This is a genomic window from Enterococcus sp. DIV1208 (genome assembly GCF_050530455.1).
GTDB lineage: Bacteria > Bacillota > Bacilli > Lactobacillales > Enterococcaceae > Enterococcus_B > Enterococcus_B hirae.
Window position 1 is genome coordinate 982,582 of sequence record NZ_CP172887.1, and the last position, 16,358, is coordinate 998,939.

Here is a 16,358-nt window from a genome sequence, read left to right on the forward strand (position 1 = left end):
TTTCCTAAAAAAACAACGATCATTTTCGTAAGATAGTAAAAAATTCCGAAAATTTCAGTTTTTATTAAGGAAAGGAACAAATGATTAGTAAGAAATAGCCAAGAACGATAATAAATAGTAAGATAAAAAAAGATGTCAAAATAACTAGGTGAATGTTTATGAAAAAAAAGAAAAAATCAATCTTTCGAAGAATCGTCTCTTTTTTAGTGATTGTCTTGGTCATAGGAGTATTGATCATCTTAGGAAAAACCTATCAATCAATTAAAAGAGTAGAAAAGTACGAACCAGAAATAACAACAGCAATCAAAAAGTACCATATGGAAGAGTACGAGTCTTTGGTCAAGGGGATCATTTTAACAGAATCAAAAGGCAAGGGGATTGATTTGATGCAAAGTTCGGAAAGCGCCTATGGTAAAGCCAATTTGATCGATAATCAAAAAGAAAGTATCGATCAAGGAGTCAGCTACTTAGCAGAAATGATCAATGAGGCAAAAAAACAAGGATGTGATCTTGATACAGCTATACAAGCCTATAACTTCGGTAAGGATTATATTGTCTACGTAAAAAACCGAGGTGGGGAAAATACTATGGAGATAGCAGAAGAATATTCCAAAAATGTCTTGAGTCCACTTTTAGGTAATGAGAAAAAAACCAAGTATCGCTATTGGCGAGTCCCCTCATTGCTTTACAATGGCGGTTATCTTTATCATAATGGAGGGAACATGTTTTACACAAAAGTTGTCAAGATGAATGAAGACCTCATTGAGTTATATGACAAAGTTTTTAACTAATTGAGTGTAATGCTGAGATTTTTTGCTAGATCTTTATCTTATCAGAAAGAAGGAGTGCTCAAAAAAGTGGAAAAAGAACAAATCATAACAGAAAAGGTAGCGAAAGATTCAGGGAAAGACTGGCTATTGCGCTTTGTAAAGGGAATGTTTATCGGTTCGGGTTTTATTTTACCGGGGGTAAGCGGAGGCGCTTTAGCAGCTGTTTTTGGGATGTACGAACGATTGATCTCTTTTTTAGCTCATCTAACCAGAAATTTTAAAGAAAACGTGCTTTTCTTTTTGCCTGTCGGATTAGGAGGCATCAGCGGAGTCTTTTTGCTTTCCTTTTTGGTGAGTTTCTTATTAGGGACATATGAAACGACGATTTTATGGTTTTTTGTTGGGTGTATTGTAGGTACTGTTCCAGCGTTGTGGAAAGAAGCTGGAAAGAAAGGGCGGCAATCAGGTGATATCATCCTGATGATCGTCACATTGATCGTGGCTTATTTCTTTTTACTTTACGGATCACAACTATTTGATGGTCAAGTTGAACAAAACACAGTAACTTGGATCATCGCTGGTGGTCTAATCGGCTTAGGGATGATTGTTCCTGGACTGAGTCCCTCGAATTTTTTAGTCTATATGGGGTTATACAAGGCGATGGCTGATGGTTTCAAAGAAGCTCGCTTAGACGTGATCTTACCGATCGGTTTAGGCGCGGTATTCTGCGTGTTGACGTTATCAAAGTTATTTGATTTTATATTTTCTAAGGCATATAGTAAATTGTTCCATTTTATTTTAGGAGTTGTTTTTGCTTCGACGGTAATGATTGTTCCTACAGATTACACAAATTTAAGTTTACTAGGAATCATCTTTTGTCCCATTTTATTTTTTGCTGGTATCGCATTAGGTTGGTGGATGAGTCGTTTAGAAGAACAATATAAATAAAGGTTGAATGGCGCATGATTTTTGCTGGGATTTCTCAACGGCATAGAATCATGTGTTCTTATTTTGTATAAATTTGTAAAAAATAAGTTGTTTTTAATAATAGAACAAGCTAGACTTAAATATATTGATTATTTTTTGAAAGTTGGCGAAAAATGGAAACGAAAGAAATGAACGGTCTTACTCAGGAAGAAGTGAGACAAAAAATTTCCTCTGGGCAGCAAAATGATTACCAAGAGGATGCATCAAAAAGTACTAAGCAGATTCTTAGTGACAATATACTAACGCTGTTCAATTTTTTAAATTTTGGTATTGGGATTTGCTTACTATTGGTCGGTGCCTATTCCAATATGGCTTACTTGGCAATCATTGTGGTGAATATCATTATTGGTATCTATCAAGAAATCCATGCTAGAAATCTAGTAAGAAAGTTATCGATTGTTTCGCAATCAGAGGTACGAGTTGTCCGCGAAGGAAAAGAGCAGTCGATTTCAACGAAAGAATTAGTTTTAGGAGATGTCGTAAAGATTGGTGCAGGGGAACAGATTCCTTCTGATTTAAGAGTGATCTCAGGACGCGCAGAAGCCAATGAGGCACTATTGACAGGGGAGTCAGACCTGATTGTCAAAACCGAAGGAGATGAATTGCTTTCAGGTAGTTTCTTAACCAGTGGTTCTGTTTTAGCTCAAACGATTCGTGTGGGTGCAGACAACTATGCAGTTCGCCTAACGAGTGAGGCAAAAACCCATAAAGCGATTCATTCTGAACTTGTCGATTCTATTCGAAAAGTATCGAAATTTACTAGCTTCATTATCATTCCATTAGGTATTATTTTATTTTTAGAAGCGTTATTTATCCGTGATGCTTCCATTAAGATTTCTGTTATTGCTTCGGCAGCAGCATTACTAGGGATGTTGCCTAAAGGCTTAGTCCTTTTGATTAGTATTGCACTGACTACTGGTGTAACGAAATTAGCAAAGAAAAGAATCTTAGTCCAAGATATGTATTCGATTGAAACACTTGCTCATGTAGATACGCTTTGCTTGGATAAAACAGGGACGATCACTGAAGGAAAAATGAGTATCCAACGGGTCGAAGCCCTAAATCCTAAGTACGAAAAAGCGATTCCTGAAATCATGGGAACCTATCTAGCTGAAAGCAGTGACAATAATCTTACCATGCGGGCACTTAGAGATTACTTTCAAGTAGCTAATCGCTATACTGTGACTGAAAAGTTAGCTTTCTCTTCTGACCGTAAATGGGGAGCAATGGAGTTTCCTGAATTAGGTGTGATCTATGTAGGAGCTCCTGAACGTTTGGTTGAAAAATCACAACTGCCAGAAAGTTTGGTGGATGCTCAAGCAAATGGCTACCGTGTATTGATGCTAGGTGTCGCTCCTGAACAACATTTGACTGAAGGAGAGCCAAAAGGCGTTGAACCAATCGCGCTGTTTGAGATTGACGATCCAATACGTAAAAATGCAGAAGAAACATTAGCTTATTTACATGCTGAAGGTGTGAATCTAAAGGTTATTTCAGGTGATAATCCGTTCACAGTTTCAAATATTGCCCGCCGTGCAGGCTTACCAAATTATGATTCGTATGTTGATCTTTCTACGATGACAGAAGAAAAAGCTGTCCGGGAAGCCGCTCATGAATACACGGTCTTTGGTCGTGTGAGTCCACAACAAAAGAAAACATTAGTGAACGAATTAAAACAAAGTGGTGGAACTGTGGCTATGACTGGGGATGGAGTCAATGACGTGTTGGCACTGCGTGAAGCAGACTGCAGTATCGCCATGGCTGAAGGAGACGGTGCAACAAGACAAATTGCTAATCTCGTTTTACTTGATTCTGATTTTACGACTTTACCAGAAGTCTTATTCGAAGGGCGTCGTGTCGTGAACAATGTGACCAAAGTTTCAGGTATTTTCTTTATAAAGACGATCTATTCGTTTATTCTTTCTATCTTATGCGCAATTACTGCAATCGGGTTTCCATTCATCCCAATCCAGATCACATTGATTGACTTAGCTATTGAAGGTTATCCTTCTTTCTTCTTATCGTTTGAACAAGATAAACGAAAGATTACCTATCGTTATTTACCAACAGCATTGATCAATGCATTGCCAAATGCATTGCTAGTCGTATTGAATATTATTGTGGTTTATATTTTAGGAAAAGTTTTGCCATTTACCCAGTTGCAAACGACCACTTTAATGTATTATCTATTGATCGGAATCAGCTGTATGGCAGTAGTCAAAGCGTGTTATCCATTTAATCCGTTGCGAATTTTCTTAGCGGTAACAACTGTTGTAGGGATTTATGTAGCAGCGATGCTTTTCCATCATCTGTTAGAAGTTGATCTTGGGTTAGGAACGGCTTGGCCATATTTCATTGGTTTTATGATCGTTAATATCATTTTGAGACTGATTTATGGAAAGACCAATATCCGTGACTACTTATTGAATAAATTAGCAACAACGAAATAAACCGTTGCTTGTTCTTAGAATGACAAGTATTATACTTGAAAAAGTTTAGAATTGTGATAGAATGAAACATGTATAATTGTGTCCTTTAAAATCGCACTGATTTTCGTTAGTGCGATTTTTTACCGGTTATTCTCCTGAGGTATCTCTTTGACAGATGCCAATTAGCTATTTACAGGGGGTGAAAGCATGGCTCAACGGATTCCTCAAGAAGTCATTGAAACGATTCGTGGACAAACGAATATTGTTGAGGTGATTGGTCAATACGTCCAATTAAAAAAATCTGGAAAGAATTATTTAGGTTTGTGTCCTTTTCATGAAGAACGAACACCATCTTTCTCGGTGGCTGAAGATAAACAGATTTTTCATTGCTTTGGTTGCGGAAAAGGAGGAAACGTCTTTACTTTTCTTCAAGAACTAGAAGGACTTAGTTTCCCAGAAGCAGTCGTCAAAGTTGCTGATTTTGAACAAATTCAGTTAGAAGATCAATGGCGCAAACAAACACTTCCCTTCGAAAATAGCGATTCAATTACAGGAAAATTGATTTTAGCGCATGAAAAAGCCGCAGAAGTATATCATCATATGTTGCTACACACGAAAGTAGGCGAGCAAGCTTTAGATTACTTACTACAACGTGGTTTGACACTAGAATTGATTGAAGAATTTGCGATCGGATTTGCACCGAATGAACGTTCATTTTTGAAACAAGTATTTAAAACTGAAGCATACGATCAAGAAGTGTTGGAACGTTCTGGTTTGTTTATCTCTCATGAGGATGGAGGAATATCTGATCGGTTTTACCAACGTATCATGTTTCCTATCAGAAACCCTCAAGGGCGCACGATTGGTTTTTCTGGACGCTGGCTTGCACCAGAAAAAGGACAAGAAAAAGATCAACCCAAATATTTGAATAGTCCAGAAACAGAATTATTCAATAAAAGACAAGTGTTGTTCAACTTGGATAAAGCACGTAGTGATATCCGAAAAAGCGGTGAAGTTCTTTTATTTGAAGGTTTCATGGATGTCATTGCTTCTTGGCAAGCAGGTGTAAAAAATGGGATAGCTTCCATGGGAACGAGTTTAACGAATCAACAGATCCAGCAGATTGAACGAGTAACCAAAGAACTAGTTTTTTGTTACGATGGAGATAAGGCAGGATTCGAGGCAACGAATCGAGGGATCGAATTGTTACGACAAAATAGTCGATTGCAATTATCAATCGTTGTGATTCCGGAAAAACTTGATCCCGATGAATATTTACGTAAATATGGAAATGACTCCTTTAATGAACTGATCTTTCATGGTCGTGAAACGGTCTTTACTTTCAAGTCACGTTATTTGAAGCAAGACAAGAACCTGGAGAATGAAAAAGATAAAATCCAGTACTTAGAAGAGGTATCGAGAGAACTTAGTCAAGTTGTCTCGCCAATCGAACAAGATATGTATTTATCGCAACTAGCGACCGAATTTCAACTTAGTCGTGAAACCCTGCAAAAGCAAATACGGGATTTTCGCAGGGAAAATCAAACGAATCGAACCAACCAACCAACGACATTGCCAGAACCAGCTATTTCACGGACGGCAATAACGAAAAAGAGACCGCTGACTCAAGTAGAAAAAGCGGAACAAATGCTCTTGTACAGAGTGTTCAAAGAGATATCTGTCCGTAATCTTTTGAAAGAACAGCAATTTCAGTTTATTCATGACATTTATGCAGAAGTATATTTTTTATTCGATGCATTTGTGTCACAACATGATGAATTCAACCTTGCGGAGTTTTTGGACTTTTTGCAAGATGAAAATTTAAGGCGTTTAGTGGTGGAAATCGAGTATTTGCGTGTAGCCGAAGAAAGCACACCAAGAGAAATCCAAGACTTATTGCGTGTAATCAGAAAGTCTAGTTTAGCTGATGAAATAACTTTAAAAAAACAAATGCAGCAAGAGGCTAGAAGAACTGGAAACAAGCAATTAGAATTGGAATTAACGATTGAGATCATTAATTTAACAAAACAGTTAAAACAAGCCGAATAGCTACTCAAGGGGGGCCTTCTTTTATGGCAAATGTAACAGAGAATAAAAAGTATGAAGCAGCAGTAGCAGCTTTTATCAAAGAAAACAAACCAAAAAGACAAGTCGTGTATGATGATCTTTCAAATAAACTTGCAACGCCATTCACATTGAATGCGGATGAGATGGATAAATTGATCCAAAAAGTCGAGGATGCTGGAATCAGCGTTGTTGATGAAAATGGAGATCCATCGATCCATAGCTTGAAGAGTGCAGAGAAAAAAGCGGAACAAGCAAAAACAGAAGATCTGTCAGCACCTACTGGTGTAAAAATCAACGATCCAGTTCGTATGTATTTAAAAGAGATTGGTCGTGTTTCCCTATTAACTGCGGAAGAAGAAGTAGCTCTTGCTTTAAAAATCGAAGAAGGTGATCAAGAAGCAAAACAGCGTTTAGCTGAAGCAAACCTTCGTTTGGTCGTAAGTATTGCTAAGAGATATGTTGGACGTGGCATGCAATTTCTTGATTTGATCCAAGAAGGAAATATGGGCTTGATGAAAGCTGTTGAAAAATTTGACTATCGTAAAGGATTCAAATTTTCAACTTATGCTACATGGTGGATCAGACAAGCAATCACTCGTGCCATCGCTGACCAAGCACGTACGATCCGTATCCCAGTGCATATGGTAGAAACCATCAATAAATTGATCCGTATCCAACGTCAATTACTTCAAGATTTAGGAAGAGAACCGACGCCAGAAGAAATTGGGGCAGAAATGGACCTTCCTACAGAAAAAGTACGTGAAATATTGAAAATTGCGCAAGAGCCAGTTTCTTTAGAAACACCAATTGGTGAAGAAGATGATTCTCATTTAGGAGACTTCATTGAAGACCAAGAAGCTACTAGTCCTGCAGAACATGCGGCTTATGAATTGCTAAAAGAACAATTAGAAGATGTTTTAGATACATTGACTGACCGTGAAGAGAATGTTCTCCGCTTACGTTTTGGTTTAGACGATGGTCGTACCAGAACACTCGAAGAAGTTGGGAAAGTATTCGGAGTAACACGTGAACGTATTCGACAAATTGAAGCGAAAGCGTTACGTAAATTACGCCATCCATCACGCTCAAAACAATTGAAAGATTTCTTAGAGTAAAAATAGGATTCAAATTTTGAATCTTATAGACAATGACTGTCTTTTAAAATAGCGAGTAGCCTTTACTGAAAACAAAGTAGCACGGGATCAGAATAGATGATCTCGTGCTACTTTTTTAGTCAATGGCTGAGTCAAAAGCTTGAACCTGATCATAATAAATAATTGATGCGCTATTAACGTTATGATGATGAAAACATAAATAATTGCGTAACTATGCGTAATTATAAGAAACTTTTTGTAAATTATTTGTTTTATTTTTACGAGTTATACTATTTGATATCCGTTTGATCAAAATAGACTCTTGGCGAAACTTTCAGAATATGGTAGATTAAATGGTAGCGTAAACCTAACAAAAGGAGCCGATCGCTCAGTGATAAAAAAATGCCCAACGTGTGGATCAAAGAAAATCAAAGGAAAGTTGATTTGTCCTGATTGTGGTTACCAAATAAAAGAGCAAGACCAACACACGAATGAAGAAAAGAACAATAGTCAATTACCAATAGATTCTTCAGAAGAACATTTTCCTGACACGGAATTAAATGATCCAATCGAATGGTCAGAATTAACAGAGTTACCATTAGAATCGGTCATGGCCTTGTTTAAAGAAGAATCATCTGAAGAAACGAATCTAGCAGAAACTAATGATGCTGAAGATGTAGTCACTAAAAAGGCAAACAAAAAGCCGTCAACAAGCGAAGAAGGAACTGATTTGAAAAAACAGGCTAAGGGCGATGAATTGACGGATGAAATCGAAGCAGAACAACAAAAAAGAGTAGCTGAATTAAAAGAATTTGTTGATCATGAAAAAGAAAATTCGATTTTATCTGCTTATATCAAAGCTCATAGAGAAGATACAACAGAAGAACATGCAGAAGAATTGATGCGAATGATCCAAGAGGAACTCGCAGCTAAAAATGCCAAAGAGACTGATTCAAAACAAGAAAGTATAGTGCCAGTAACTAACGAACGTGAAACGAAAGAAAAGGAACCAGTTGATACGAACGATAGCGTTGTTCAGCCAACTGACCATCAAGTGATTGATCAAGAAGAAACGTTTGAAACAGCAACAGAAAAAAATAATGAACGCTTAACGGTAACCCAAACTTTAGAAGAAAATCAATTGCTTTCTTCTAAGGAACAAACTGAAGAACCAGTGCCCGCTTCAAAATCGACTCACGTCCAATCGTCGTCAGAAAATCTTTTGATAGGAAAAAAAGAAGTCGAAGAAAAAGCGAGTGCGGAAGATGTCGATAAAAACTCAACCCATGAGGACGAAGCATTAAACGAAAATTTGAAACCTGAAGTTTCAGAAAAAGATATTCCGAAAGCAGCTCCATTACAAGAGAATCAATCAAACGGAGAAGTTCTAAAAGAAGAAATATCGAAAAAAGAAACAGCAAAAGAAGAAATATCGAAAGAAGAATCGGTAAAAGAAGAAGAACCAAAAGAAGAAATTCGTAAGAAAGATTCTTCAAAACCAGAAGCTATAGAAAAAACAGAATTATCAAATGAAATCGATCAAAGGACAGAAACGGAACAAAAAGAACCAGTTACATCAGCTAAGTCTGATGAGGGGAAACGAAAAAGATCGAAAAAAGGACCGTATCTGGCTTTAGCAGCAATCGTCTTGCTCGGAGTCGGTGGTTGGGCTTATTATGACCATCAGCAAGATGTTCAGGCGCAAATCGCTGCACAAGAAGAAAGACAAAAACAAAAGGTGGCAGAGCTACAAACTGCCTTGAACGCTTTTTATACAGATCCGTCTCACCAGTTTATCCGTACTTCAATGATCAATCAAGACTTAGCTAAACTAAAGACTGATCTGAATGACGTAAAAAAAGAGAAAGAATATCCTGAATTAGAAAAAACATTCCAGGATATCCAAACCAAAATCAAAGATATTCAACGTGTCAACCAGTTATTTACTTCGGTAGTGATTGACGATGATCATTTAGCAGCTGATCCCAAACTAAAAGAAGATCAAGCCATTCAACCAATGACTACAAATGAAACTGCTTTTGGACGTCTGATCAAGCAAGCGCAAACCGAAGCAGAGGATCAATACAAACAATTGCAGACGGCTAAAGATAAAGTGAACGTTGTCTATCATGATAATCAAGTCATAGACAGTGCGAACAGAGAGCAGTATGACGAAGCAAAAAATGCTGTAGAGCAAATCAAAAATGAAGAGCTAGCTGTCGCTTTAAAAGATCAACTAAAAAAAGTAGATGAAACCTTGACTGCGAAAGAGCAGAAAGAAGCACAAGCAAAAGAAGAAGCGAAAAAAGCTGAAGAAGCAAAAAAAGCAGCTGAAGCAGCCAAACAAGCTGCAGCTCTGGCTGCACAACAAGCAAAATCTAGTTCAACGACCAATAAGACTAATTCAGCCAATCAACCCATCATGTCAACTCGACAAAGTGATGTGGCTGATGCATTTAATCCAGCATGGAATTGGGCACCAGGAGTCCAACAAAGTGTTATTGCTACTTGTATTCAACGAGGCTACATTGTGGCAGGTGGATATAAACTAGAAAAAGCGAGAATCGAAAATGGTGAAGGTTATTATAATCTTTATGCTACTTCAACCCAATCTAATTTGATGCGTGGAATCGGTGAAAGTGCATTACCATTTTATATTGTGACGATCAATTGTAAAACAGGCTGGTTTGGCGGAAATGGCAGCCATTAATCTGCTAGATAGACAATGATCAAATACTACTCAGATATCGTAGATCGTATGGAACTAAGTGGATGACCATATAGGATCAGATACACGATATCTGATTTTTTTTGCGACGACTAAGACCAAACCAACTACTAATCATGGGAACATTATGTTATGATAGCTAAGAAAAGATGGCTGAATCTTTTATAAATAAGGAGAAATAAGATGAATGAATTATTGGCAACAATATTTACCGGAATGGTAATTGATGAAAATGAAAAAAATTACTTTGTCCAGAAAAATGGACAAACTTTTGGATTAAGTAAAACCGAAGGGACCTATCGTATCGGTGAAGCAGTCGAAGGGTTTGGTTATCAAAATCAAAAACATGAAAATCGTTTTACTACGTTGATTCCTAAAAGTCGAATTGGTCATTATGCTTTTGGTACAGTGACTGCTTCACGAAAAGATTTAGGAGTATTCGTCGATATTGGATTACCCGACAAAGATTTTGTAGTCTCATTAGATGAACTACCAACGATGACAGAACTTTGGCCTAAAAAAGGCGATCGTTTAATGGTTGCTTTAAGAGTCGATAGCAAAGACCGAATTTGGGGTAGTTTAGCCGATGAAAAGATTTTTAAATCATTGAGTAAACGTGGAACAGAAGAAATCAAAAATAAAGACATTACAGGTGTTGCTTACCGCTTGAAAATTACCGGAACGTACGTCTTAACAGATGATTATTATATCGGATTTATCCACCCATCAGAACGCTATAATGAGCCGCGCTTAGGTGAACAAGTCAAAGGACGAGTAATTGGTGTGAGACCTGATGGAGTATTGAATCTTTCATTAAAACCAAGAGCATATGAAGCAATCTCTGATGATGCACAAATGATTTTAACGATCATTGAACGATCAGCAGATGAGCAAATCCATTTTACTGACAAATCTGATCCGGAAGATATCATGAAAACTTTTGGTATAAGCAAGGGAGCTTTTAAACGAGCAATCGGCAATCTATTAAAACAAGGACTAGTCAAACAAGAAGCAGGGGTAACGAAACGAATTAGAAAATCTAATTGAGAATACCTTGCATGTTTATCTTAACTAGCTTATAATTATTTTAATTTAGAAAGAGATTCCTTTTGTTTGATTATAATTATTATAAATTGTCGGGGTTGAATACATGGTTATGAATGCGATGTCAGTAATGAAAAAAACGAAACAACAATTACACGAGTCGGGGTTCAAATTAACCCCACAAAGAGAAGCAACTTTACAAGTACTTTTAGAAAATGAGAAAGAACATTTATCGGCAGAAGAAGTCTTTTTTCTAGTGAAAAAAAAGAGTCCAGAAATTGGGTTAGCTACTGTCTATCGGACGTTAGAGATTTTGACCGATTTGAAAGTCATTGATAAAGTCAGCTTCAATGATGGTGTTGCTCGCTATGACTTGAGAAAAGAAGGAGCAAAACATTTCCATCATCATTTATTGTGTTTACGATGTGGCACGATTGAAGAGGTTGAAGAAGATTTATTGTGTGAAGTGGAAGAAATTGTGGAGCAACGGTATCACTTTTTGGTAAAAGATCATCGCTTAACATTTCATGGTATTTGTCAAAAATGTTACACTAAAGAAAAAGAAAGCAAAACCGTCTGATTGCTAGACGGCTTTTTCTTTGCCTAGCTGTAAAATAGACTATCGAAAATGAAGGGTATCTGATATGATAGAAGAGCACGAGGTGGATTATTATGAATGAAGAAATTAATGATTATCTCCACTATTTGACGATTGAACGTGGCTTGTCATTAAATACGAGAAAAAGTTATGAACGAGATTTGTTACAGTATCTTCACTATTTAGAAGATGAGCAAATCACTTCCTGGCAAGATGTCGATCGCTACGTCGTGATCAATTATCTGGAAAAGATGCATGATGAAAAGAAAGCTCCAGCAACCGTGACCAGAATGATTACTAGCTTGAGAAGATTTCATCAATTCTTACGTCAAGAACGATTGACTGATCATGACCCCATGCAACACATTGATACGCCTAAAAAGGTTCAAAAGTTACCTAGCACCTTATCCTTGACTGAGGTTGAACGATTGATCGAAACACCTGATACAACCAAAAATCTAGGGATCAGAGATCGAGCAATTCTAGAAGTCATGTATGCAACAGGTATGCGTGTCAGTGAACTCGTTGGTTTAAAGCTAAGTGATCTTCACTTGTCGCTCGGCTTGGTCCAAACACTTGGTAAAGGGGACAAAGAACGGATCATACCTCTAGGTGATTATGCGATCCAATGGTTGGAGCGGTATCTAGACGAAGCACGCCCCCTCCTTGTAGCGAATCCTTCTGAAACGCATGTATTTGTCAATCATCATGGTACAGGGTTATCACGGCAAGGTATCTGGAAAAACCTTAAACAATTAGTGCGTGAAGCAGGAATCAATAAAGAGGTGACCCCTCATACTTTAAGGCATAGTTTTGCGACACATTTGCTGGAAAATGGTGCAGATCTTCGAACGGTACAGGAATTGTTAGGACATGCTGATATCTCAACAACACAAATTTATACACATATCACAAAGAAAAGAATGACGGATGTTTATAAGCAGCATTTTCCAAGGGCTTAGTCATAGGAAGGTGAAAAAATGTTAACACATTACCGAAAAGAAAATCGTAAAATTGCTATGGGACTGTTAAGTTTTCATAAGAAACTAACGGATAAATCGAATTTACTCAAAGAAATCAATACCTATGAAACAGAAGAAGGATATGAACTTTTTTTCTTCACACCAGAAGGTTCAACGAATATTCAAGGAATCATTGGTGTTTATTGGGGTGAAAATCAGGAATTGATTATTCACGATGTTTCATTGAATCCATCTTATCGGGGAGATCAGATGGGCTTTCAAATGCTTGATGAACTTCAAGAAAAATACCCAGACTTTTCCATACGACCAACAGAGATTACCCGTCCATATCTCGCAAAATGGGTCGATCGAAACAAGAAGAAAGAGTGAATATGGTGACAGAAATCAATATCAAATTAGATATATTTGAAGGACCCTTAGATTTACTCCTTCATTTGATCCAGCAAATGGAGATCGATATTTATGATATCCCGATTGCAACGATCACTGAGCAATACATGAGTTATATCCATACGATGAAAACTCTTGAACTTGCTGTTGCTGGAGAATATCTAGTGATGGCTGCCACGTTGATGGCGATCAAAAGCAAAACTTTGTTACCTGTTCAAGAAGCAATCATTGAAGATGAGTATTGGGAAGAGGACCCGCGTGACGAATTAGTCAATCAATTATTGGAATATCGAAAGTATAAGTATGCTGCAGAGCAGTTAACCGAAAAAGCCCAAGAGAGAAGCTTATATTATACGAAAGAACCAGTTGCAGTAGACGATCTCATTGGACAAGAGAAACCATTGAAACGTGGACAAGTCAAAAAGATTGATTTATTTCATGCGATGGAAAAAATCTTAGAGCGAAAGAAATTCTCAGAGAAAGTTGAAAAAACGATTACTCCTGATGATACAACAATTGAAGAACGTATCATCTTTATTGAAGAGCGTCTTAAGCAACATCATAAGGGATGCTCTTTTGAGTCTTTTTTTGAAACGCCTTCGAAAACAGAAGTAGTCACTACATTTATGGCTTTATTAGAAATGATGAAAAATGGTCAGATCGTTGCGCAACAAGAAGGAAATTATGAAACAATTATGCTTTATCTAGCAGTAGGAGATACCAAAGATGACAAAATTAAGTGAACTTGAAGCCATTTTATTTATTGTTGGCGAGGAAGGAATCGGGTTAGAAGAAATCAGCTATCTGTTAACTATTACGAAAGAAGAGACAGTGGCTTTATTAACGGAATTAAAAACAAGATATGAAAATGATCCAGCTAGTGCTTTGCATATTTTGGAAACAGAGGCACATGTCGTTTTAACAACCAAAAAAGAGTTAGCGCCATTGTTGAAACGCTATGCCCAAGGGACGTCTAATACTCTCTCACAAGCAGCTGTCGAAACGTTGGCGATCATTGCATATAAACAACCGATTACCAGAGTAGAAATCGAACAAATTCGTGGGGTTCAAGTCTCAGGTGCCATTCAACGGCTAGCTGCTCATCAGTTGATTGAAGAAAAAGGACGCGTGGAAGGACCTGGACGACCTATTTTGTATGGGACGACTCCTTATTTTTTAGATTATTTTGGTCTCAACTCATTAAAAGACTTACCAGATATACAAGCAATGGAGCATTCATTAAACGAAGAGTCTTCACTCGACTTATTCTTTGATGAAATGGATGAAGGAGAACAGATATAATGGAAAGACTACAAAAAGTAATTGCGCATGCAGGGATCACTTCCAGACGTAAAGCGGAAGAATATATTTTGGCTGGACGAGTAAAAGTCAACGGCAAAGCAGTAAAAGAACTCGGAGTAAAAGTTAGCAAACGTGATTTGATCGAAGTAGATGAAGTGCCGATTTATCAAGAAGAATACGGGTACTATTTACTATATAAACCAAAAGGCGTGATTTCCGCTGTTGCTGATGACAAGGGGCGAAAAGTCGTAACTGATTTGCTTCCAATGGTGAAAGAACGAATTTATCCAGTAGGACGATTAGATTATGATACTTCGGGTATACTGCTCTTGACTAATGACGGTGATTTTGCGCAACGTTTGACCCACCCGAAACATGAAGTAGACAAAGTATATGTGGCGAAAGTCAAAGGGATTGCTACTAAAACAATGTTATCTCCCTTGACGAAAGGGATAAAAATCGAAGGGAAACGAACTTCACCAGCACGTTACCAAATATTATCTGTGGATCCTAAGACAAATCATAGTATCGTTGAATTGACTATCCATGAAGGTAGAAATCATCAAGTAAAAAATATGCTTCAAGCAGTTGGCTTACCTGTTCAAAAATTAAAACGAGAAAAATACGGCGATTTGACGCTTCAAGGCTTACGCCCTGGCGACTATCGTGAGTTGAACAAAAAAGAAGTCAGCAGTTTATTGAATCAATCAAAATGATTACTTACTTATTATAAGAATAAATGATTGCATTTTTTCTCAAGCGATGTATAATGTAAAGGTAAACAAAATTATAAATGGTTCGTCTTCAGGGGCAGGGTGAAATTCCCGACCGGTGGTTATAGTCCACGACCTACTTTACCTAAGTAGCTGAATCGGTGAAATTCCGATACCGACAGTATAGTCTGGATAAAGAAGATAGAGCTTATTTGACGTAGTTTTTTGCCAAATAACTCTAACTCTCCCTGTTATTGGAGAGTTTTTTTATTTGCAAAAAGTTCGTCGAAAAGTTCGCTGAAGAGGAGTCCTAACAGGAGGATTTCAAATGAAGAACACCCGTGTACAAAAAATGGTCGCTGTGGCATTATTTGCTGCGATCGGATTGGTTTTGCAATATATCGCATTTCCGATCATGCCAGCCTTTAGTTTTTTAAAGATCGATTTTAGTGATATCCCAGTACTGATCAGTATGTTTTTATTTGGTCCAGTTGCTGGATTGGTTACAGCTTTCTTACGATCGATCTTACACTTGATCACTACCGGCTTTTCACCAGATAATTTGGTAGGAGATACAGCCAGCTTTTTAGCAACAGCTATCTTTACCTTACCTATTTTCTACTTCTTCCGTAAGAAGACTCAAGTAGGAAAAAATAAGTTTTTAGGTGTGATTTCTGGTACGATCGCAATGACGATCTTCATGAGTGTCGCAAACTATTTTGTGATTACCCCATTGTACCTTATGTTTTTAGGTTTAAATGCTAATCAAATGTTAGGGATGCCGTTAGCTAATTATGTCCTGATCGGAATCGTCCCATTTAATATCATTAAAGGATTTATCGTCAGTGCTGCCTTTTTGGTTTTACACGCAAAATTATTGCCATGGTTAAGTCGGAAACAACACCAGTTGGCACAAAGACATACAGTGACGAACAACAAATAAATAGTACAGCAGCTCATGCTCGTTTATCCATTTTCAGAGGGAAGCATGAATTGATGCCACTTTCTTAATTATTTTATCATTAAAAAAATCAGTCAAGGCTCCATAACTTTTACAATATAAAAAGTTATGGAGCCGTTTTTGTAAGTACTAGTATTTCTGAAAAAGTAGTCCAACGATTAGAAAAAAAAGGGATGAGAAAATAAAAATTGTTTTTTCTAAAAAGAATTCAAGGAAATAAAAAAATATCGGAAATTTTAATGAAAAAAAATTCATTAACCTACGTTGCGTAAGCGTTTTATAAACGGTGTTT

Annotated in this window: 14 protein-coding genes and 1 riboswitch; all 14 genes read left to right on the forward strand. The window is 37.2% G+C overall.

Translation table 11 applies throughout. From position 1 onward, the window contains the following. Positions 1-158: 158 nt before the first annotated feature. The 14 genes from IGK91_RS04575 to IGK91_RS04640 all read left to right on the forward strand — a co-directional run bounded on the left by IGK91_RS04575 (position 159) and on the right by IGK91_RS04640 (position 16,048). Positions 159-791 carry a lysozyme family protein gene (locus IGK91_RS04575; protein WP_034867509.1) on the forward strand — a complete coding sequence of 211 codons (633 nt, stop codon included), beginning with the start codon at positions 159-161 and terminating at the stop codon, positions 789-791. 144 nt (positions 792-935) lie between these two features. Beyond that, entirely contained in the window at positions 936-1,718 is a 783-nt protein-coding gene (locus IGK91_RS04580) for a DUF368 domain-containing protein (protein ID WP_223603424.1), read from the forward strand. 167 nt (positions 1,719-1,885) lie between these two features. Continuing rightward, positions 1,886-4,207, forward strand: coding sequence for a cation-translocating P-type ATPase (locus tag IGK91_RS04585; protein WP_010737343.1), 2,322 nt, complete (start codon positions 1,886-1,888; stop codon positions 4,205-4,207). 186 nt (positions 4,208-4,393) lie between these two features. Next, positions 4,394-6,235 carry a DNA primase gene (dnaG, locus tag IGK91_RS04590; RefSeq protein WP_010719587.1) on the forward strand — a complete coding sequence of 614 codons (1,842 nt, stop codon included), beginning with the start codon at positions 4,394-4,396 and terminating at the stop codon, positions 6,233-6,235. A 23-nt stretch (positions 6,236-6,258) separates the two neighbouring features. After that, positions 6,259-7,368: an RNA polymerase sigma factor RpoD gene (gene rpoD, locus IGK91_RS04595; RefSeq protein WP_010719586.1), complete on the forward strand. Its 1,110-nt coding sequence runs from the start codon at positions 6,259-6,261 to the stop codon at positions 7,366-7,368. Between the two features lie 370 nt (positions 7,369-7,738). Continuing rightward, positions 7,739-10,057, forward strand: a complete 2,319-nt coding sequence (locus IGK91_RS04600; protein ID WP_181934233.1) for a cell division site-positioning protein MapZ family protein — start codon at positions 7,739-7,741, stop codon at positions 10,055-10,057. A 201-nt stretch (positions 10,058-10,258) separates the two neighbouring features. Beyond that, entirely contained in the window at positions 10,259-11,122 is an 864-nt protein-coding gene (locus IGK91_RS04605; RefSeq protein WP_010737345.1) for a CvfB family protein, read from the forward strand. Positions 11,123-11,225: 103 nt separating this feature from the next. Beyond that, positions 11,226-11,699, forward strand: coding sequence for a Fur family transcriptional regulator (locus IGK91_RS04610; RefSeq protein WP_010719583.1), 474 nt, complete (start codon positions 11,226-11,228; stop codon positions 11,697-11,699). Positions 11,700-11,791: 92 nt separating this feature from the next. Continuing rightward, positions 11,792-12,679, forward strand: a complete 888-nt coding sequence (gene xerD, locus IGK91_RS04615) for a site-specific tyrosine recombinase XerD (RefSeq protein WP_010719582.1) — start codon at positions 11,792-11,794, stop codon at positions 12,677-12,679. Positions 12,680-12,697: 18 nt separating this feature from the next. Continuing rightward, positions 12,698-13,069 (forward strand): hypothetical protein, encoded by a 372-nt coding sequence (locus tag IGK91_RS04620; RefSeq protein ID WP_010719581.1) that lies wholly within the window; start codon positions 12,698-12,700, stop codon positions 13,067-13,069. Next, on the forward strand, positions 13,066-13,833 hold the full coding sequence (locus IGK91_RS04625; protein WP_277749450.1) for a segregation/condensation protein A: 768 nt from the start codon (positions 13,066-13,068) through the stop codon (positions 13,831-13,833). Before IGK91_RS04620 ends, IGK91_RS04625 begins: the two co-directional genes overlap by 4 nt. After that, the gene (scpB, locus tag IGK91_RS04630) at positions 13,817-14,392 is read left to right on the forward strand and encodes an SMC-Scp complex subunit ScpB (RefSeq protein ID WP_010719579.1); all 576 of its coding nucleotides are present in this window, start codon (positions 13,817-13,819) and stop codon (positions 14,390-14,392) included. The genes IGK91_RS04625 and scpB overlap by 17 nt, the downstream gene beginning before the upstream one ends. Further along, a complete protein-coding gene (locus IGK91_RS04635) occupies positions 14,392-15,108 on the forward strand; it encodes a pseudouridine synthase (protein ID WP_113803537.1) in 717 nt (238 codons plus the stop codon). The genes scpB and IGK91_RS04635 overlap by 1 nt, the downstream gene beginning before the upstream one ends. Positions 15,109-15,188: 80 nt before the next feature. Further along, positions 15,189-15,312, forward strand: a riboswitch (FMN riboswitch). A gap of 121 nt (positions 15,313-15,433) precedes the next feature. Beyond that, positions 15,434-16,048, forward strand: a complete 615-nt coding sequence (locus tag IGK91_RS04640) for an ECF transporter S component (RefSeq protein WP_010737347.1) — start codon at positions 15,434-15,436, stop codon at positions 16,046-16,048. Positions 16,049-16,358: the final 310 nt, after the last annotated feature.

Coding starts and splice junctions, on each gene's coding strand:
- IGK91_RS04610 (WP_010719583.1), top strand. CDS start 11,226: ATGGTTATGAATGCGATGTCAGTAATGAAAAAAACGAAACAACAATTA.
- rpoD (WP_010719586.1), top strand. CDS start 6,259: ATGGCAAATGTAACAGAGAATAAAAAGTATGAAGCAGCAGTAGCAGCT.
- dnaG (WP_010719587.1), top strand. CDS start 4,394: ATGGCTCAACGGATTCCTCAAGAAGTCATTGAAACGATTCGTGGACAA.
- IGK91_RS04575 (WP_034867509.1), top strand. CDS start 159: ATGAAAAAAAAGAAAAAATCAATCTTTCGAAGAATCGTCTCTTTTTTA.
- scpB (WP_010719579.1), top strand. CDS start 13,817: ATGACAAAATTAAGTGAACTTGAAGCCATTTTATTTATTGTTGGCGAG.
- xerD (WP_010719582.1), top strand. CDS start 11,792: ATGAATGAAGAAATTAATGATTATCTCCACTATTTGACGATTGAACGT.
- IGK91_RS04635 (WP_113803537.1), top strand. CDS start 14,392: ATGGAAAGACTACAAAAAGTAATTGCGCATGCAGGGATCACTTCCAGA.
- IGK91_RS04620 (WP_010719581.1), top strand. CDS start 12,698: ATGTTAACACATTACCGAAAAGAAAATCGTAAAATTGCTATGGGACTG.
- IGK91_RS04640 (WP_010737347.1), top strand. CDS start 15,434: ATGAAGAACACCCGTGTACAAAAAATGGTCGCTGTGGCATTATTTGCT.
- IGK91_RS04605 (WP_010737345.1), top strand. CDS start 10,259: ATGAATGAATTATTGGCAACAATATTTACCGGAATGGTAATTGATGAA.
- IGK91_RS04585 (WP_010737343.1), top strand. CDS start 1,886: ATGAACGGTCTTACTCAGGAAGAAGTGAGACAAAAAATTTCCTCTGGG.
- IGK91_RS04580 (WP_223603424.1), top strand. CDS start 936: ATGTTTATCGGTTCGGGTTTTATTTTACCGGGGGTAAGCGGAGGCGCT.